This is a genomic window from Cupriavidus sp. IDO (assembly GCF_000812465.1).
Classification (GTDB): Bacteria; Pseudomonadota; Gammaproteobacteria; order Burkholderiales; family Burkholderiaceae; genus Cupriavidus.
In genome coordinates this window covers 37,357-54,382 of the sequence record NZ_JWMA01000006.1, presented here as the reverse complement: position 1 = coordinate 54,382, position 17,026 = coordinate 37,357, and the positions used below count along the sequence as shown (strand labels likewise).

Genomic DNA, 17,026 nt, shown 5'->3' with positions numbered 1-17,026 from the left:
CTCGGCGAAAGCGGTTCCCCTGGCGATCCGCCGGAACGGACGCCGCCTGCAGCTGCAAGGGGGAAAGTTGTCTGGCGGGCCTGGCTGGGCTCAGCTCACCCCGGGTTTTTCGGCTTGCGGTTGCGCAGCCTGCCTGCGGTCCGGCCCATTGCTGCGAGGTTCGAGCTCGCGGCGATAGGCCATCGCCACGCTCTTCGGCGTCACCGTATCGCCCGGCCGTACGCGCTGCAGGCCGCTGACGACGATGGTCTCGCCCGGCTCCAGGCCCTTGCGGACCACGCGCAGGCCTTCATGCGTCGGCCCCAGCTCCACTTCGCGATACGCGAGCTTGTTGGCCTTGTCGGCGACAAGCACGAATTTCTTGCCCTGGTCGGTACCGATCGCGCGATCGTTGACCAGCACGGCCGGATGGGGCGTGCCGCCACCAAGCTTGACCTTGCCGTACAGGCCCGGCAGCAGGCGGCCGTCCTCGTTGTCGAAGACCGCGCGCACGCGGATCGTGCCGCTATGCGGATCGAGGCGATTGTCGACCGACTGGATCCTGCCCTGGTGCGGATGGCCGTCCTCGTTGGCCAGGCCCAGGTACACCGGCAGGTCGTTCTTGTCGCCGCCGGCGCCCGGCGCGGTGTAGCGCAGGTAGCTCTGTTCATCGACATCGAAGCCTGCATATACCGGCGACACCGACACCACCGTAGTCAGCGGCGGCGATGCGGCACCAGCAGCCACAAGGTTGCCAACGGTGATTTCCGCACGCGATACCTTGCCGGAGACCGGCGCCACGATACGCGTGTAGCCCAGGTTCAGGCGCGCCAGTTCCAGCGCCGCCTGCGCGCCGCGCACGTCGGCCGTGGTTTCGCTGGCAGCGTTGATGCGCTCGTCGAATTCGCGACGCGAGATTGCGTTGTCGTCGAGCAGACGCTGCGCGCGCACCTTCTCGGTCTGCGCATGCGAGGCCCGCACCTGCGCTGCCGCGAGTGCGGCTTCGGCGTGTGCCACTTCGGCCGCGTACGGGCGCGGATCGATCGTGAACAGCGGATCACCCTTCTTCACGATGGCGCCATCGCGGAAATGCACCGTTTCGATCGTGCCGGACACACGCGGACGGATTTCCACGCGGTCCACCGCTTCGAGCCGGCCCGAGAACTCATCCCATTCGGTGATGGTCTGCCCGACTACGACGGCCACTTCCACCGCCGGTGCGGGTGGCGGCGTGCTGGCCCGTGCTTCCCCACCGTGCCTGGGGCGCAGAACCGAGGTTGCCACGGCCACGCCAAGAATTGCCGCGATGGCAACGGCGATCAGCGAGCGCTGAGATTTGTGATTCATCTTTCTTTCACTCCGTGTCCCATCTACTTGCTTGCATCATGATAGTTTCAACTCTATACTAACTTTCATGTTGATACCAACAAGATTTCTTGGCCACGTCGATCATGCATAGAAAGCCACTTGGAGACACGCCTTGCCCAATCGCCCGCACGGTGGCGCGCATCGGTGAAGGGTGGAGCGTGCTGATCTTGCGGGAAGCGTTCTACGGCGTGACCCGGTTTGACGATTTCCAGAAGAACCTGGGCATCGCTCCCAACATGCTGACTCGCCGCCTGAACTTCCTGGTCGGGGAAGGCGTGCTGGAGCGGCGCCCGTATTGCGACCATCCACCGCGTTCCGAATATGTGCTGACCCAGCGCGGGCATGAGTTTCGCCCAGTGCTGCTGGCAATGCTGGCGTGGGGCAACAAGCATTTCGCGCCCGAGGGCGAAAGCGTGTTGCTGGTGGACCGGCGCACGGGCGCCAGCGTCAGCCCTGTGCTGGTCGATGCAGCCAACGGGCATCCGATCACGGAAGCGGATCACCTGATGGCGGCTGGCCCGGCTGCCAGCGAGGGCATGCACCGGCGGCTGGCCCGGTCGGCTGGCGCCAGTGCCGAAGCGCAGATCCAGACTGTCCCGGCGGCGGGTGAATCCTGAAAGCAGAAGGGACATGCCATGCGAACTGTTTCCTCTTCCAGATCGAGGGCCGGCACCAGACGGCAGTTGGCTGCCGGCGCGCTGTCGATCGCCGAGCTTGCCGGGATCGGCTTCGGGTTACCACGGGCCTGACCAGGCCACCCATGATGCACTGCACTTCGCTTGACGTGCGTGCGACCGATTGATATTGCCCCATGCAAGGGAGAGTGCTATGAACGCAAGAGAAGTGGTGCTGTGCCAGCCGGTGCGAACCGCCATTGGCGCCTATAACGGCTCATTGAAATCCATCCCGGCGACTGAACTCGGCGCCGCGGTGATACGTGCAGCCGTGGAAGGCGCCGGAATCGATCCTGGCCAGGTTGGCAGCGTGGTGTTCGGCAATGTGATCCAGGCAGGCAACCGGATGAACCCGGCCCGCCAGGCTGCCATCGGCGCAGGCCTGCCGGTTTCGGTTCCGGCGATGACCGTCAACCGCGTATGCGGTTCGGGCGCGCAGGCCATCGCAACGGCCGCGGACGAGGTACGGCTGGGCTATGTCGACATCGCCATTGCCGGCGGCATGGAGAACATGGACCGTGCGCCTTACCTGATGCCCTCCGGCCGTTGGGGACAACGCATGGGCGATACAGTCCTGCATGACAGCATGCTGTACGACGGGCTGCACGACGCATTCTCCGGCCAGCATTCCGGCTGGCATACCGAGGACCTTGCCGCGCGCTATGCGCTTAGCCGCGAGTCCCAGGACCGCTGGGCCGAGCGGTCGCAGCGGAACTTCGCGCTGGCCCAGTCCCAGGGGCGATTCGCCGATCAGATCGTCGGCGTGCAGGTGAAGGGGAAGGGTGGCCCGACGATGTTCCAGGTGGACGAAGCCAACCGGCCCGACACCAGCCTCGAAGCGCTCAGCCGGCTCAAGCCCGCGTTCCGCCCGGATGGCACCATCACGGCCGGCAATGCGCCCGGGCTCAACAGCGGGGCGGCAGCCATGATCGTTGCCGAGCGTTCGCTGGCCGAAGGCAAGGGGCTGGCGCCGGTGGCGCGGCTGGTGGCTTACGGGGTGGGCGCGGTGGAGCCCGGCCTGTTCGGCCTGGGCCCCGTCCCGGCGGTGCGGCAGGCGCTGCAGCGCGCGGGGTGGCAGCTGGGCGATATCGAACGCATCGAGATCAATGAAGCCTTTGCCACGGTGCCCCTGGCCGTGGCAGCGGAGCTTGGCCTGCCTCACGACATCATCAATGTCGACGGTGGCGCTATTGCGCACGGCCATCCGATCGGCGCGACCGGCGCGGTGCTGACGACGCGCCTGCTGCATGCCATGCGCGCGGATGGCATCCGGCGCGGCATTGTCACGCTATGCATCGGCGGCGGACAAGGGATTGCGCTGGCGCTGGAGGCGCTGGCCTGATTCGTCGCCGGCTGTGTCGCAACGGGCGCGCGCTGGTCCGTGAATTCAGCGTGAGGAAACCTGGAGGAGCAAGCATGAACATCCAATACATTGAGGATCTGGTGCCGGGCCAGAAATATGGTTCCGGACGGCTGCGCGTCGAGGCAGACAGGATCAAGTCCTTCGCCGCCGAGTTCGACCCGCAGCCCTTCCACCTCGATGACGCGACTGCCCGCGACACACTGTTCCGCGGGCTGGCCGCTAGCGGCTGGCACACGGCGGCGCTGACCATGCGCCTGCTGGTCGACGGCGAACTCCGGCCCGCGGGCGGCATCGTCGGCGCGGGCTTCGAGGAGCTGCGCTGGCCCAAGCCGGTGCGGCCCGGCGATGAGTTGCGCGTCGAGAGCGAGATCCTTGAGGTGCGGACATCGAAGTCGCGCCCCGATCAGGGCATCGTGAAGGTGCGCATCACAACCTTCAACCAGCATGACGAGCCCGTGCAGGCCGGCGTCGTCAATCTGGTCGTGCAGTGCCGTCCCGCTGGTAACGCGTAAACGGGGGCATCATGAAGATATTGGTACTCGGTGCCGGTGCAATGGGTGGCTACTATGGCGCGCGACTGATCGAGGCGGGCGCGGACGTGACTTTCCTGGTGAGGCCCGGACGCGCGCGGGCGCTGGCACGCGATGGACTGGCGGTGCGCAGCGAGCTTGGCGACTTCCATCGCCCGGTAAGAACAGTCCAGGCGGGCGAGGTCGATGCGCAGTACGACCTCGTCGTGCTCGCCTGCAAGGCCTATGACCTTGACGATGCGATCGCAGCGATCAGCCCGGCCGTCGGCCGCGGCACCGCGATATTGCCCCTGCTCAATGGCCTGTCTGCCTACGACCGGCTTGACCATCGCTTTGGCAGGGAGCGCGTGCTGGGCGGCGTCTCGTACATTGCGACAACGCTGGCCGCGGATGGCACCGTCCTGCACGCTGGCCGCGTGGACCGGCTGGTGGTCGGGCCGCGCACCGCGCAGACCTCGGCGCTGGCCGCGGAGTTCCATGCGCTGGTGTCCAGGGCGGCGGGCACGCGCGAGGTATCGGGCGCGATCGGGCAGGAGCTGTGGAACAAGTGGGCCATGATCGCCGCGGGCGCGGTCATGACATGCCTGATGCGAGGCACCGTGGCGGACATCATGCAGACGCAGGACGGTCGTCGCCTGATGCTTGACGCGATGACGGAGTGCCGGGCGGTGGCGCAGCTGTGCGGCCACCCCATCCCGGAACCCGTTGCCGATGCCATGCGGGCGCGCCTGCTGGATAGTGCATCGACCTGGGCGGCCTCGATGATGCGGGATATTGCCCAGGGCGCACCACGCATCGAAGCCGACGCCATCGTCGGCGATCTCATTGCACGCGCGGCCGAACGCGGGCGCGATCTCCCGTTGAGCCGCGCGGCCTATTGCCACCTTCAGGTCTATGAGTTGCAGCGCGCTGCCCAACAGAATGCCGGCTGACCGGACCTCGCCTCACTGACAGAATTCACGACATGACCACTTTTTCTTCTCTGTTGCAGCGCACGGAAGGTCGCGTGCTGGTGCTAACCATCAACAACCCCGGCAAGCGCAATGCCATTGCGGCCGACCTCTATGACAACATTCGCGCAGCGCTGGCCACCGCCGCGGACAATCCGGAGATTGGCGCGATCGTGCTGACCGGCGCCGACAACTACTTCTGTGCGGGCGGCGACCTGGAACTGATCAGCAAGCGGCGGGAACTGAGCTACGAGGAGCGCATCGAGCGCCTGGGGCACCTGCACGACGTGGTGTGCAATCTGCGCGATTATCCGAAGCCGATCGTGGCAGCGGTCGAAGGCGGCGCTGCCGGCGCGGGCTTCTCGCTGGCATTGGCTTGCGACCTGATTGTTGCATCGGCCGGTGCGGCCTTCTCGATCGCCTATGTGAAGGTGGGTCTGACACCGGATGGCGGCATTACGGGCCTGCTGGCGCAGAGCCTGTCGCGGCAGGTGCTGACGCAGCTGGCCCTGACCGGCGATCGCATCACGGCGGAGCAGCTGCAGCACTTCGGGATCGTCAACCAGCTGGTTGAAGCAGGACAGGCCGGCGCGGTGGCGATCGCGCTGGCGGCGCGGCTGGCGCAAGGGCCACGGCAGGCCATGGCATCGATCAAGGCGCTGTGCCGGCATGCCCACGAGCGCACGCTCGACGACCAGCTCGAAGCTGAGCGGATCTCGATGGCCGTGGCCCAGGGCGGCGCCGAGGCCGCCGAAGGCATTGCTGCGTTCCTGGGGAAACGGCCCGCCGATTTTGCCAGCCTGCGCCGCGACGCGGCTGGCTGACCGCATTGCCGATGGGGCCTGCACCAGGCCCCATCAGCGCTATTACCCTGCCAGCTTCAGGCCTTTGGCAATCCGGGTCAGCTTGGCGTGTTCGCCGTTCAGGAAGGCTTGCGCCTGGGCCATCGTCATCGGCTCGATCGCGCGCTGCAGGTTGACGGTGCGGCGGGTACGGTTCTCGGGGCTGGCCACCCAGGCGTTCATGGCATCGACCACGCGCGCCGTCACGGCGTCCGGTGTATTCGGCGGGGCCAGCACGCCTGCCCACTGGCTGTATTCGAAATCGGCCAGAGCCTTGTTTTCCGACAGCGCGGGCACATCGGGCAAGGCCGGATGCCGGGTCTTGCTGGCGACCCCGATCGGCTTGAAGCGGCCGGCCTTGATCATCCCGAAAGTCGGGCCCCCCATGGGAATGAAAGTCAGGTCTACCTGTGAACCGGCGATGTCGCTGCTAACCGGGGCCGCGCCTTTGTAAGGCACCTCCAGGAAGCGCACGCCGGTGCGGGCCTGGAAGTCGGCGCCGACCAGGTGGGGGGCCGAGCCGGGGCCCCAGTGCGCCAGCGACAGTGGACGGTTTTTCGGGTTCTTCGCGTAGGCAATGACCTCGTCGACGTTCCTAAATGACAACGAGGAATTCGAGACCAGGATGAAGTCCGAAATCCCGGTGAAGCCCGCCAGCCTGAACGCCTCCGGCGAATACCTGGCCGATGGGATGGTGAGCGGCGCGACCAGGAAGTCGATGCCGGTGGTGCCCAGCAAGGTGTAGCCGTCACTGGCGCTGCGCAGCACATTCATGGCGCAGATCGAGCCGCTTGCGCCGGGGAGGTTGTCGGCAATGACGTTCTGGCCCAGGCTACGCTTCATCACGACCGCTGCCGCACGGATCGATTCGTCCGCCGGGCCACCAGCGGGAAATGCGACCTTGACGATAATCGGCTTGCCCGGATAGGGCGCTTGCGCCCGCAGCCAGGATGGGGCAAGCAGCGCCGGCGCGGCGCCACAGGCAGCCTGCAGCAGGCGCCGGCGCGAAAGCTGGATGGTCATGGTTGTCTCCTTTTTGGATCTTGCGAGCCGGCATACCGGGCGTGGAGCGCTGCCGGCATGCCACTCGCGCTGCCTCTGGCGAGGCCCTGATTCTGGAAATGGGCTACTCGTAGACCACCGCGTACTTGATCGTCAGCGTCGTGAACGCTTGGCTGATGGTGGCAACCGCGACCGCCTTTTCCTCGTTGCTCAGGGTGGCAGGCAGCACCAGCGTGGACAGGATGCCCTGGTCCCCGCGATCTTCGATGCGGATATCCACCAGCGGCACCGGCGTATCCGCCTTGACCTCGGCAAGCATCTGCCGCTGGGCCCGCAGCACGGCGTCACTGCGCAGTGTGTTCTTCTGGATCTTGCCGACAGCAGTCTTCGGGATGGCATCGACCACGTAGAACTGCTTGGGCACGGCGGCGCGTTCCGGAATCACCTCATAGGCGTAGTGCTTGATGCGTCCGATCGGATAGGTGCTGCCCGGCTTGAGCGCAAGGTACGCCACCGGCAGTTCCCCCGCATGCGCGTCCGGCAGCCCGACTGCGGCGGCATCGAAAACTTCGGGATGACGATACAACGCCTCTTCGATCATGCGCGGATCGATGTTGTTGCCGCCGCGGATGATCAGGTCCTTGGCGCGGCCGGTCAGCCAGAGGTAGCCATCCTCGTCCGCATAGCCCAGGTCGCCGGTATTGAACCAGCCGCCCTCGAACCAGATGCTCTTGTTCTGCTCCGGGTTCAGGTAGCCGGCGAAGATATTGGGTCCGCGCACCACCACGATGCCAGGCTCGCCCGGCTCGCACTCGCGCTGGATCTGCCCGCCGGCAGCCTTGACCACCTTCATCTCTTGGTAGGCCATGGGCAGGCCAATGGAGCCGATGCGCCGCTGGCCATAGCGCGGGTTGGTGGCACTCAGCGCGGTGCCTTCGGTTAGCCCGTAGCCTTCGAAGATCATCGCGCCGGTCTTGCGCTCGAACGCCTCGGCGACCGCCACCGACAGCGGCGCCGTACCGCAGCTGGCCGCCTTGAGGGAGCTGATGTCAGCGTCGCCGATCGGGATGTTCAGCGCCATGTTGACCACGCTCGGGACCATGCCCAGCGCGGTGACGCCAAAATGTTCGACGATCTGCCAGAGATTGCGGATGACGGAGGGATCCCGCCAGCCGCTGGCTGTCAGCAGCACGACCGATGCGCCACGCGCCAGCGGCATCAGGCAGTTGGTGAGCACGCCCGTGACGTGGAACATCGGTACCCCGCAGACCCGCACGTCTTCCGGCTGGACGTCGATCTGCATCGCGCTTACCCACGCCATGGCCACTTCATTGCCGTGGGTGTGCAGCGCGAGCTTGGGCGTGCCGGTGGTGCCGCCGGTATGGAACATCGAAGCCCTGTCCTGCGACGAGAACACCCGTTTGCTGTCGAGCGCCTCGCCATCGAAGCGGTCAAGTTCGGCGTCGAGGTCGACGATCCCTGCCTCGCTCGCCTTGCCGCCGCCGGCCTTGATCCAGTGCCGCACGCCAGGCAGCTCGCGCCGCACCAGCATGGCCTTGTTCCAGGCTTCGATATCCGGGTCGGGGCCATAGGCGATCACCGCCTTGGCGCCGGCGTTGCGCAGCAGCGCCGCGATAATCTCCGGCTCCAGCATCCAGTTGACCGGGCAGGCAACGCCCGTCGCCTCGCTGCCCCAGATCGCGTACTGCGACTCCAGGGTCACCGGCATCAGCACGCCGATGACGTCATCGGGGCCGAGGCCCAGCGAGTGCAGCAGGTTGGCGGTCTGCGTGATGCGCCCGAACAGCTGCGCATGGGTGATGGTGACCGCCTTGCCCAGCTCGTCGCCGGAGGTGAAGAAGTGCAGGGCGGGCGCCTCCGGCGCACGGTCGCGCGACAGGCGCAGCAGCTCGTAGGTGCTGTCGGGCAGGTGGCGATCCGCAAGCGGGGTCTGCTCGAAACGCCGGATATCGGCAAGCGCCGTCACCGTCAGCCGAGGGCGGTAGGGGTCCGGTTGCGCCGGGCTGGCCGCATGGGCCGCGCCAGCCATAACGCGTGTGCTGAGTTGGCTCATGATCAGACTCCCCGGTAGACCGGACGGCGCTTGTCCAGGAACGCTTCGCCGCCTTCGTGCATGTCTTCCGTGCTGAACAGCGTGGCAAAGGCCAGCTGTTCCAGCATCAGCGCCGTATCGAGACTGGCGTCCTGGCCGTTGTTGATCATCAGCTTGGCCATGGCGATCGAGTGCGGCGACTTCTCGGCTATGCGGTGCACATAGGCCTTCGCTTCCTCGAGCAACTCGCCAGCGGGCACCACCTTGTTGACCAGACCGATGCGGTAGGCCTCGTCCGGCTTGATGATTTCGCCGGTAAAGATCATCTCCTTGGCGCGTGTCGCCCCGACCAGCCGGGTCAGCCGCTGGGTACCCCCGCGCCCCGGGATCAGGCCGACGTTGGTTTCGGTCTGCCCCATCAAGGCGTTGTCCGCGGCCACGCGCAGGTCGCACGCCATGGCCAGCTCCAGGCCACCGCCAAAGCACGGCCCGGCAATCGCGGCGATCACGGGGATGGTGCTGTGATGGATCAGCGCCCACAGGTCGGGCGCACCGCTGGTCGGGACGAAGGCCTCGATCGGGCGGCGCGCCAGCATTTCGGGGATGTCGCCGCCGGCCACGAAGGCCTTGGTGCCGCCCCAGAGGACGATGCCGCGGACCGTGCGGTCGGCCATCAGCGACGACAGCGCCGCGTAGAGGTCGCTGCGCAGTCCGGTATTGAGCGCGTTGTACTTCTCCAGCCGGTTCATGGTGACGACGGCGCAGGGGCCGTCCCGGTCGATAAAGACCGTGTCGTACTCGGTGATGGTGGTCATCGGTGTCTCCGTTGTGTTCCTGGGATGCTCAGTGGATGAACTCGAACAGGCCGGCCGCGCCCATGCCGCCGGCGGCGCACATGGTCACGACGCCATATTTGGCCTTGCGGCGACGCCCTTCGAGCAGGATGTGGCCGACCTGGCGCGCGCCCGTCATGCCATACGGATGACCGATGGCGATGGCGCCGCCGTTGACATTGACGCGCTCCAGCGGCAAGCCCAGCTGGTCGATGCAATACAGCGCCTGGCAACCGAATGCCTCGTTGAGCTCCCACAGGTCGATGTCGTCGACGGAGAGCTCGTTGCGCTCCAGCAGGCGCGGCACCGCACGGACCGGGCCGACTCCCATCTCGTCCGGTTCCACCCCCGCGGTGGCGAGGCTCACGAAGTACCCCAAGGGTTCGAGGCCGCGCCGTTCCGCTTCGCGTTCGGACATCACCACCAGCGCTGCGGCACCGTCCGACAGCTGGCTGGAGTTACCGGCCGTCACCTGGTAGCCCTCGCCCTTTACCGCGGGAAGCACGCGAAGTCCGTCGAGCGTAGTGTCAGGGCGAACACCTTCGTCGGCCTCGAGCAGGAAGTCCATCGTCGATGTCTGCCCTGTCGCCTTGTCCGTCACGGACTTGATCGATGCGAGCGGAACAATCTCATCCGCAAAACGGCCTGCCTTCTGCGCCTCGACGGTCAGCTGCTGGCTGCGCACCGAGAACTCGTCGGCACGCTCGCGCGACATGCCATAACGCTTTGCCAGGATTTCCGCGGTGTCGATCATGTGCAGGTAGACGTCAGGGCGATTTTTTGCCAGCCACGCCTCTTGCTGGGCGACCTTCAGCGTGACCGGCTGCGACAGGCTGATGGATTCGACGCCACCCGCCACCATCACCGGGACCTTGTCGATCAATACGCGCTGCGCGGCAAAGGCCACCGCCTGCAGCCCGGAGGCGCAGAAGCGGGTCAGCGTGGTGCCGCTCACCGACACCGGCAGGCCGGCGCGGATGCCGCCCGCGCGCGCAATGTTGCCGCCGGTGGCGGCGATGGGCTGGCCGCAGCCGAAGATGATGTCCTCGACTTCGCCGCCATCGATCCCGGCGCGCTGGACGGCATGGCGGATGACATGGCCCGCCATGGTTGCGCCATGGGTCATGTTGAATGCCCCTCGGCTGGCCTTGCCGATCGGGGTGCGGGCATACGAAACGATCACTGCGCGAGACATGGGTTCTCCTTTGAGGTGGATGGAGGCAGCCGTTCAAAGCCTCCGAAATCAAATGTAGACAGTGGGTACATTAAGGGGCACGTGTTATGCCGGAACGAAGGGTTGGCCGTGTTGTCCGTGCCAGATGCCTTGCCTGACGTAGCCTGCCAGCGGATCATCGCTGCGCATTCAGTGTATCCACTGTCTACATACTAGGGTTACGGTTTCAGCGACGTCAAGAACTGGTTGGCCAATTCCGGGTTTACCTGCCCGTCCAGAAGTTGGTGTGGTCACAGCGCTAGGGTTTGCACTAGCCGCAAACGTCCTTCCGTTCCTTGACGCCGGGCGACCTGCTCCCTACGATATAGACACTGGATAGATTGTTGTGCCATGACGGCAATGGAATGACAGAAATCGGAGGGACGGATATTGGAATTCACTGGCGCACAGGTAATCAAGGCTTCCAGGGCAGAGGTCTGGAGGCGGTTGAATGATCCGGCAACCTTCCAGCAGTGTTTGCCGGGATGTGAGCAATACCAGCAGGGAGGTGACGGTGGTTATGACGCAGTCATCGTCGCGGCGGTCGGCCCGATCAAGGCCCGGTTCAAGGGCACGGCCCGCTTCTCTGACCATCAGGAGGGCATCGGCTATCACATCGAAGGCAGTGGGAGCGGCGGCGTAGCGGGTTTCGGCAAGCTGGGCGCCGATGTCCGCCTGGAAGACGTCGAAGGTGGCACCTCCCTGCATTACGTGGCCGCGGCGCAGATGGGCGGCAAGCTCGCGCAGATCGGGTCCCGCCTGGTGGGTTCCATGGCGAACAGGTTCCTGTCGGAATTTTTCTCCCGCTTTGAAAAGCTGGTCAGCCAGGAGGCGGATGGCGGCGGTTCCCTGGCACCTTCCCCTGAATGAGGGCTGCCCAGGCGGAAGGACGCAATCAATTTTTTTGCCCTTTGGTATTATGATCGTAATACTATAAGCACCACGCGTGCCGATGCTGAAGGTGCAAACGGAGACACAGAGGCGACTGTGAAAATAGAAAACACCATCAATGGCGTGAGCGCCACAACCGAGATAGAGCCGAGGCGGCTCCTGGTGCATATGTTGCGGGACCAGAAACGCCTGACCGGCGTGCACATCGGTTGCGACACCTCCCAGTGCGGGGCCTGCACGGTGCTTGTGGACGGAACGACGGTGAAGTCATGCACCGTGCTTGCCGCCCAGACCGAAGGCTGCGAACTGCACACGATCGAAGGGATGGAGCGCGACCACACGACGACCGTGTTGAAGGAAGCCTTCAACGAGCTGCATGGGCTGCAGTGTGGCTTCTGTACCCCGGGGATGCTGCTTGCGGCACGCGCACTGCTCGCGCATCACCCCGCGCCCGCCGAAAGCGATGTCAGGGAAGCGCTGCACGGCAACCTGTGCCGCTGCACCGGGTACCAGAACATCGTGGATGCCGTCCTGCTTGCTGCCAACAGGCTGCAGCAGACGCCGGCCGTCACCGGGGAGTCCTGAGATGAGCGAAGCACAGAACGGTAGTGCAACCCGATACATCGGCAAGTCGGTCCGCCGTCGCGAAGACAAGCGCCTGATGAGTGGCCAGGGCAGGTTTACGGATGACCACGTGTTTCCGGGCATGGTCTTCGCGGCCTTCGTGCGGTCGCCTTATGCCCATGCCGTTGTCAGCGAGATCGACACCTCGGCCGCGCGGGCGCTGCCGGGCGTGATCGGCGTGCTGACCTATGCGGACATCCAGGGCAAGGTCGGCGACATCCGGCCGAACTGGGTCGTGGGCAACTCGAAGGTGCCGCCGCATCCTCCGCTTGCCGCCGAGCGCGTGCGATACGTGGGCGAGGCCGTGGCGATGGTGGTGGCACAAACGCGCGAGATCGCCGCGGACGCCGCCGAACTGGTCACGGTAGCCTACGAAGAATTACCACCGGTGGTCGATGCGGAAGCTGCCTTGTCGGACACCGCGCCGCAACTCCACGACAACGTGCCGGGCAACCACATTGGCGTCTTCCGGATGAAGGGCGGCAGCTACGAGGGCGCGCTGAAGCAGGCCGACCGGGTCGTGTCGATCCGGCTGGTCAATCAGCGGCTGATCCCGAGCCCGCTCGAACCGCGCGCCTTGTGCGCGAACTACGACCCGATCGACGAGCGCCTGACGTTTATCGTGCCGACGCAGGTTCCGCATATGTCGAAACGCTGGCTGGCGGAAACACTGGGCTGGCCCGAGCACCGGGTGCGGATCGTCGCGCCGGATATCGGCGGCGGATTCGGCGCAAAGATGCATTTCTATGCGGAAGAAGTGCTGGTGGCATTCGCGTCAAAGCATTTCGGTCTGCCCGTGAGCTGGACCGAGACCCGCAGTGAAAACCACGTCGCGACCACGCATGGCCGTGCGCATACCGAGTACGTGGAAGCGCCGGTCACCAGCGACGGCAAGGTGCTGGGGATCCGCTTGCGCTCGTTCGCCAACCTCGGCGCCTACCTGTCGAATATGGCGACGGGGATTCCTACCATCAACACGGCCAACTACATCACGGGCAACTACCAGATCTCGTCGGTCGACGTGGAAGTGAACCTGGTGACGACCAATACCACGCCGGTCGATGCCTATCGCGGCGCCGGGCGGCCGGAAGCCGCATACATCATCGAGCGGATGATGGACGCCGTCGCGTGGGAACTCGATATCGACCCGGTCGAGCTGCGGCGCCGCAACCTGGTGCAGCCCGATCAGTTTCCTTACACGCCGCACGATGGCGCGCGCGGCAAATGGGACTCCGGCGACTACGAGGCGTGCCTGAACAAGGCGACCGAGCTCATCGGCTACCAGCGCTGGCGCGAGGAGCAGGCGGCGCTGCGGCAGCAGGGGAAGTACATCGGCATCGGTGTGATCTGTTATCTCGAGCTCGTGGGCATGGGCATTTCGCCGATGCTTGAGAAGGTCGGATTCAACCGGGGTGGCTGGGAGAGCGCCCATGTCCGGGTGCATTCCGACGGCAAGGTCACGCTGTTCAGCGGCTCGATGCCGCAAGGCCACGGCCATGCCACCAGCTATGCGCAGATCGTTGCGGAAGCCCTGCAGTTGCCGATGGAGGATATCGATGTCGTCCAGGGTGACACCGACCGCGTGCTGGCGGGCCATGGCACCTTCAATTCACGCTCGATGCCCGTAGGGGGGAGTGCCGCGTATACCGCAGCGGGCAAGATTCTCGAAAAGGCGCGGCGGATTGCCGGCTTCATGCTGGAAGTCCCGGCAGAGGATGTGCACTATGCGGATGGCCAATTCTCCAGCGCGGCGAACCCGGCCGTCATTCCATTCTCGCAGGTCGCAAGAATGGCATATCTGGCGCACAAGCTGCCCCGGGGTTTTGAAGCCGGGCTGGAGGAGCGCGTGTTCTATGAGCCGACCGCCCTGGGAGCGCCGAACGGCTGCCATGCCGTGGTGGTGGAAGTCGACGCGGAGACCGGCGTGGTGACGATCCTCGACTATGTCGCGGTGGATGACGTCGGCGTCATGATCAACCCCATGCTTTGCCACGGCCAGATGCATGGCGGGATCGCCCAGGGGATCGGGCAGGCCCTGTTCGAGGAGGCAAAGTATGACGAGGCGGGGCAGCTGCTGTCGGGTTCGCTGCTCGATTACGGCTTTCCGCGCATCGAGCAGGTCCCTCGCATGCGCACTGGCTTCCATATCTCTCCTGCGCCGTCGAATCCGCTGGGGGTCAAGGGCATCGGGGAGGCGGGCTGCGTCGGAGCGCCGCCCGCGGTCGTCGCGGCGGTATGCGACGCCCTCAAGCCATTCGGCATATCCCATCTCGATATGCCGCTGACGCCGCCGAAGGTCTGGCGTGCCATCCATGAGACGAGCCGGAGCGCAGCATGATTCCCTATGAAGTCGAATACCTCAGGGCGAGCAGTGTGCAACAGGCGCTCTCCGTCCTGGCGCAGAACCCCGAGGCGAAGATCCTGGCCGGCGGCCATACGCTGCTGCCGATGATGAAGCTCAGGCTGGCGCGGCCTGGCTTGCTGGTCGATATCGGCCGCCTGCCGGAACTCCGTGGCATCACGGTCCACGAGGATTCGGTGTCGATCGGCAGCGCCACGACTCACGCCGAACTGGAGGCGAACGCGGAGCTCAGGCAGCTGGCGCCGCTGTTTTCGCGTGCCGCCAGCGTGATTGCCGATCCGACGGTCAGGAACCGTGGCACGATCGGTGGCGCGCTGGTGCATGCCGATCCGTCGGCCGACTGGCCGGCGGTCGTGCTTGCGCTGGGCGCCGAGATGGAGGTGGTGGGCGAACAAGGCACGCGGCGCGTACCCGCGCATGAATTCTTCGTCGGCTTCATGTCCACGGCCGTGGCGCCGGACGAGGTCCTGACGCGCATCCGCGTGCCATTGCCGGTCCCGGGCCGGGTCGCATACCGCAAGTTCCGCCACCCGTCGTCAGGCTACGCGGTGGCTGCCGCGGCCGTCGCGATCGAGGCTGGCCAGGATGGCTACGCCTGGGGGCGGATCGGCATTACCGGCGTCGCCGATGCCGCGTTCCGCGCAAGGGAGGCCGAGGCCTTGCTGGAAGGCAACTTCACCGGCCTCACGGACAGGGTCGATGCCATCGTCGACGCTGCGTTCGCCGAGGTGAGCCCGCTGGAAGACAATTTCGCGGATGGCGAATACCGGCTTCAGCTCGGCAGGGTGATGTTGAAGCGGGCGCTCCTCGATGCCCTGGAGCCACTCGGCTGAGGCGCTGAAATCCCGGGGCGGGGCTATGACTGTGCGGCGGCTCGTGGTCTTGCCCTTGGTTTTGCCGCCGCGGCGGCTTTTTTCTGGCCCGCGGCTAGCAGGCCGGTCAGCACGAACTGCTGCACGCTTTGCCGCCATTGCGCCAGCGCAACCTTCGGGCGCGGGCTCGGTCCGGTCGGCTTGGCGCTGAAGAACATGCTGACGCCGTGCATGGCCGACCACGCACAGCGCACCATCATGTCGTCGAACTGCTCGGCCAGATGGTTTTCCCGGAAGTAGTCCTGGACCGCGCCCGACAACAGCTGGTAAGACGCGCTGCCCGCCTCCAGCAGCTCGGGGTACTTCTCCTTGTCCTCGATCTGCGGGCCGAACATCAGGTAGAACAGGGCAGGATGCTTGACGGCAAACTCGATATAGCCATCCATGATGGTGAGCAGCCGCGCCTCGGCGCCCATCCCGGGCGAGAGCCGGGCCCGGCGCACGGCCACCAGCTCGCGGAATCCTTCAGCGGCGATCGCGGCAAGCAGGCCTTCCTTGTCGGCGAACTGGTTGCGCGGCGCGCCGTGCGAAACCCCCGCGAGCTTGGCCGCGGAGCGCAGGGTCAGTCCATGGACGCCCTGGCTGGCCAGGATTTCCCGGCCGCAGCGGATCATTTCTTCCCGCAGGTTGCCATGGTGATAGCTCTGGCGGGCCGGGCGAGTCGTGGAGGTGGTCATGGGGTGCCGTTCGCGGTGTCGTCAGGCCTCCATATTAGCGCCATCCCATCCCGCCTCCCCGGGACGCGCGTTTCGCTACACGGACGTCTGCAGCGCCTCCATGATTTCCGCAGACAGCGCTTCCGAGCGGACGGCGCGCGCCAGCACGATGCCGCCTACCATGGCCGCGAGCGTGACGACGGCATCCTTGCGCGAAGCCTCATCCTCACCCCCGGCAATCAGTTCGATCAGCGAGTTGACCCGTGCCTCGAACCGCCGCCGCGTCTTCGCGTCAAGGCGCGACACATCGGTGCCGAGCGCGGCGATGGCGCAGCCGGCCCCGGGATTGTCGCGGTGCTTCTTGCTTACATACGCATGAACGATGGCTTCCTTGCGCTGCCGGGGCGGCGCCGCCGCCGTTGCCTCTTCCAGGAAATCCATGGTCTGGTCGAAGGCAGCGTCGATCGCCTCGGCGATCAACGCGTCCTTGGACTCGAAGTGTGCATAAAAGCCGCCATGGGTCATACCGGCGCTCTTCATCAGCTGCGCCACGCCGATACCGTTGACACCGTGCTTGCGGAATTGCGTCGAGGCAGCCTTGACGATGTGCCTGTGGGTTTCGGCTTTCTGGTCGAGCGGATAGCGCATGATCGGGTGAGAGATATAGAGGGGCCAGAGTGTCTCTGTAATATATAGCATTACGATCATCATTGCATCGGCTTCCTGCCGGAAGCCGGCGATCAGCGACATGCAGCCTGCGCTGCCACCGAATCCCTGGGGGTAGCACCGAGGCGGGTTCTTCCTTGACCATGCC

At 65.6% G+C, this 17,026-nt stretch carries 16 protein-coding genes; 9 read left to right on the top strand and 7 right to left on the bottom strand.

Annotated elements, in window-relative coordinates; all coding sequences use genetic code 11:
- Positions 1–90 precede the first annotated feature (90 nt).
- Positions 91–1,326 (bottom strand): efflux RND transporter periplasmic adaptor subunit, encoded by a 1,236-nt coding sequence (locus RM96_RS02090; RefSeq protein ID WP_039007153.1) that lies wholly within the window; start codon positions 1,324–1,326, stop codon positions 91–93.
- 104 nt (positions 1,327–1,430) lie between these two features.
- On the opposite strand from RM96_RS02090, the gene RM96_RS02085 reads away from it, so the two are divergent.
- The 5 genes from RM96_RS02085 (at position 1,431) to RM96_RS02065 (ending at position 5,688) form a co-directional block, all read left to right on the top strand.
- Complete coding sequence (locus RM96_RS02085) at positions 1,431–1,964, top strand: winged helix-turn-helix transcriptional regulator (RefSeq protein ID WP_039007152.1); 534 nt, start codon at positions 1,431–1,433, stop codon at positions 1,962–1,964.
- A 211-nt stretch (positions 1,965–2,175) separates the two neighbouring features.
- Positions 2,176–3,363 (top strand): thiolase family protein, encoded by a 1,188-nt coding sequence (locus RM96_RS02080; protein WP_039007150.1) that lies wholly within the window; start codon positions 2,176–2,178, stop codon positions 3,361–3,363.
- A gap of 74 nt (positions 3,364–3,437) precedes the next feature.
- Positions 3,438–3,896 (top strand): MaoC family dehydratase, encoded by a 459-nt coding sequence (locus tag RM96_RS02075; protein WP_039007148.1) that lies wholly within the window; start codon positions 3,438–3,440, stop codon positions 3,894–3,896.
- Positions 3,897–3,907: 11 nt separating this feature from the next.
- Positions 3,908–4,846, top strand: a complete 939-nt coding sequence (locus tag RM96_RS02070) for a 2-dehydropantoate 2-reductase (protein WP_039007146.1) — start codon at positions 3,908–3,910, stop codon at positions 4,844–4,846.
- A gap of 32 nt (positions 4,847–4,878) precedes the next feature.
- Positions 4,879–5,688 carry an oxepin-CoA hydrolase, alternative type gene (locus RM96_RS02065; protein WP_039007145.1) on the top strand — a complete coding sequence of 270 codons (810 nt, stop codon included), beginning with the start codon at positions 4,879–4,881 and terminating at the stop codon, positions 5,686–5,688.
- A gap of 42 nt (positions 5,689–5,730) precedes the next feature.
- On the opposite strand, the gene RM96_RS02060 is transcribed toward RM96_RS02065, so the two are convergent.
- The 4 genes from RM96_RS02060 to RM96_RS02045 form a co-directional block, all read right to left on the bottom strand.
- The gene (locus tag RM96_RS02060) at positions 5,731–6,729 is read right to left on the bottom strand and encodes a tripartite tricarboxylate transporter substrate binding protein (RefSeq protein ID WP_039007143.1); all 999 of its coding nucleotides are present in this window, start codon (positions 6,727–6,729) and stop codon (positions 5,731–5,733) included.
- A gap of 103 nt (positions 6,730–6,832) precedes the next feature.
- Positions 6,833–8,782, bottom strand: coding sequence for an acyl-CoA synthetase (locus tag RM96_RS02055; protein ID WP_052279265.1), 1,950 nt, complete (start codon positions 8,780–8,782; stop codon positions 6,833–6,835).
- 2 nt (positions 8,783–8,784) lie between these two features.
- Positions 8,785–9,576: an enoyl-CoA hydratase/isomerase family protein gene (locus RM96_RS02050; protein WP_039007140.1), complete on the bottom strand. Its 792-nt coding sequence runs from the start codon at positions 9,574–9,576 to the stop codon at positions 8,785–8,787.
- Between the two features lie 28 nt (positions 9,577–9,604).
- The gene (locus RM96_RS02045; protein WP_039007139.1) at positions 9,605–10,789 is read right to left on the bottom strand and encodes an acetyl-CoA C-acyltransferase; all 1,185 of its coding nucleotides are present in this window, start codon (positions 10,787–10,789) and stop codon (positions 9,605–9,607) included.
- A gap of 408 nt (positions 10,790–11,197) precedes the next feature.
- On the opposite strand from RM96_RS02045, the gene RM96_RS02040 reads away from it, so the two are divergent.
- The 4 genes from RM96_RS02040 to RM96_RS02025 all read left to right on the top strand — a co-directional run bounded on the left by RM96_RS02040 (position 11,198) and on the right by RM96_RS02025 (position 15,517).
- A complete protein-coding gene (locus tag RM96_RS02040) occupies positions 11,198–11,677 on the top strand; it encodes an SRPBCC family protein (protein WP_039007138.1) in 480 nt (159 codons plus the stop codon).
- A 117-nt stretch (positions 11,678–11,794) separates the two neighbouring features.
- The gene (locus tag RM96_RS02035; RefSeq protein WP_039007137.1) at positions 11,795–12,283 is read left to right on the top strand and encodes a (2Fe-2S)-binding protein; all 489 of its coding nucleotides are present in this window, start codon (positions 11,795–11,797) and stop codon (positions 12,281–12,283) included.
- Position 12,284: 1 nt separating this feature from the next.
- Complete coding sequence (locus RM96_RS02030; RefSeq protein WP_039007134.1) at positions 12,285–14,660, top strand: xanthine dehydrogenase family protein molybdopterin-binding subunit; 2,376 nt, start codon at positions 12,285–12,287, stop codon at positions 14,658–14,660.
- The gene (locus RM96_RS02025) at positions 14,657–15,517 is read left to right on the top strand and encodes an FAD binding domain-containing protein (protein WP_039007132.1); all 861 of its coding nucleotides are present in this window, start codon (positions 14,657–14,659) and stop codon (positions 15,515–15,517) included. The genes RM96_RS02030 and RM96_RS02025 overlap by 4 nt, the downstream gene beginning before the upstream one ends.
- 23 nt (positions 15,518–15,540) lie before the next feature.
- On the opposite strand, the gene RM96_RS02020 is transcribed toward RM96_RS02025, so the two are convergent.
- Positions 15,541–16,233 carry a TetR/AcrR family transcriptional regulator gene (locus RM96_RS02020; protein WP_039007131.1) on the bottom strand — a complete coding sequence of 231 codons (693 nt, stop codon included), beginning with the start codon at positions 16,231–16,233 and terminating at the stop codon, positions 15,541–15,543.
- A gap of 75 nt (positions 16,234–16,308) precedes the next feature.
- The gene (locus tag RM96_RS02015; protein ID WP_238587037.1) at positions 16,309–16,962 is read right to left on the bottom strand and encodes a TetR/AcrR family transcriptional regulator; all 654 of its coding nucleotides are present in this window, start codon (positions 16,960–16,962) and stop codon (positions 16,309–16,311) included.
- Positions 16,963–17,026 lie beyond the last annotated feature (64 nt).

Excerpts from the sequence above, each read along its gene's own strand:
- RM96_RS02060 (WP_039007143.1), bottom strand. The coding sequence starts at position 6,729 with ATGACCATCCAGCTTTCGCGCCGGCGCCTGCTGCAGGCTGCCTGTGGC.
- RM96_RS02020 (WP_039007131.1), bottom strand. The coding sequence starts at position 16,233 with ATGACCACCTCCACGACTCGCCCGGCCCGCCAGAGCTATCACCATGGC.
- RM96_RS02080 (WP_039007150.1), top strand. The coding sequence starts at position 2,176 with ATGAACGCAAGAGAAGTGGTGCTGTGCCAGCCGGTGCGAACCGCCATT.
- RM96_RS02050 (WP_039007140.1), bottom strand. The coding sequence starts at position 9,576 with ATGACCACCATCACCGAGTACGACACGGTCTTTATCGACCGGGACGGC.
- RM96_RS02070 (WP_039007146.1), top strand. The coding sequence starts at position 3,908 with ATGAAGATATTGGTACTCGGTGCCGGTGCAATGGGTGGCTACTATGGC.
- RM96_RS02055 (WP_052279265.1), bottom strand. The coding sequence starts at position 8,782 with ATGAGCCAACTCAGCACACGCGTTATGGCTGGCGCGGCCCATGCGGCC.
- RM96_RS02085 (WP_039007152.1), top strand. The coding sequence starts at position 1,431 with ATGCATAGAAAGCCACTTGGAGACACGCCTTGCCCAATCGCCCGCACG.
- RM96_RS02015 (WP_238587037.1), bottom strand. The coding sequence starts at position 16,962 with ATGTCGCTGATCGCCGGCTTCCGGCAGGAAGCCGATGCAATGATGATC.
- RM96_RS02075 (WP_039007148.1), top strand. The coding sequence starts at position 3,438 with ATGAACATCCAATACATTGAGGATCTGGTGCCGGGCCAGAAATATGGT.
- RM96_RS02030 (WP_039007134.1), top strand. The coding sequence starts at position 12,285 with ATGAGCGAAGCACAGAACGGTAGTGCAACCCGATACATCGGCAAGTCG.
- RM96_RS02090 (WP_039007153.1), bottom strand. The coding sequence starts at position 1,326 with ATGAATCACAAATCTCAGCGCTCGCTGATCGCCGTTGCCATCGCGGCA.
- RM96_RS02065 (WP_039007145.1), top strand. The coding sequence starts at position 4,879 with ATGACCACTTTTTCTTCTCTGTTGCAGCGCACGGAAGGTCGCGTGCTG.
- RM96_RS02025 (WP_039007132.1), top strand. The coding sequence starts at position 14,657 with ATGATTCCCTATGAAGTCGAATACCTCAGGGCGAGCAGTGTGCAACAG.
- RM96_RS02045 (WP_039007139.1), bottom strand. The coding sequence starts at position 10,789 with ATGTCTCGCGCAGTGATCGTTTCGTATGCCCGCACCCCGATCGGCAAG.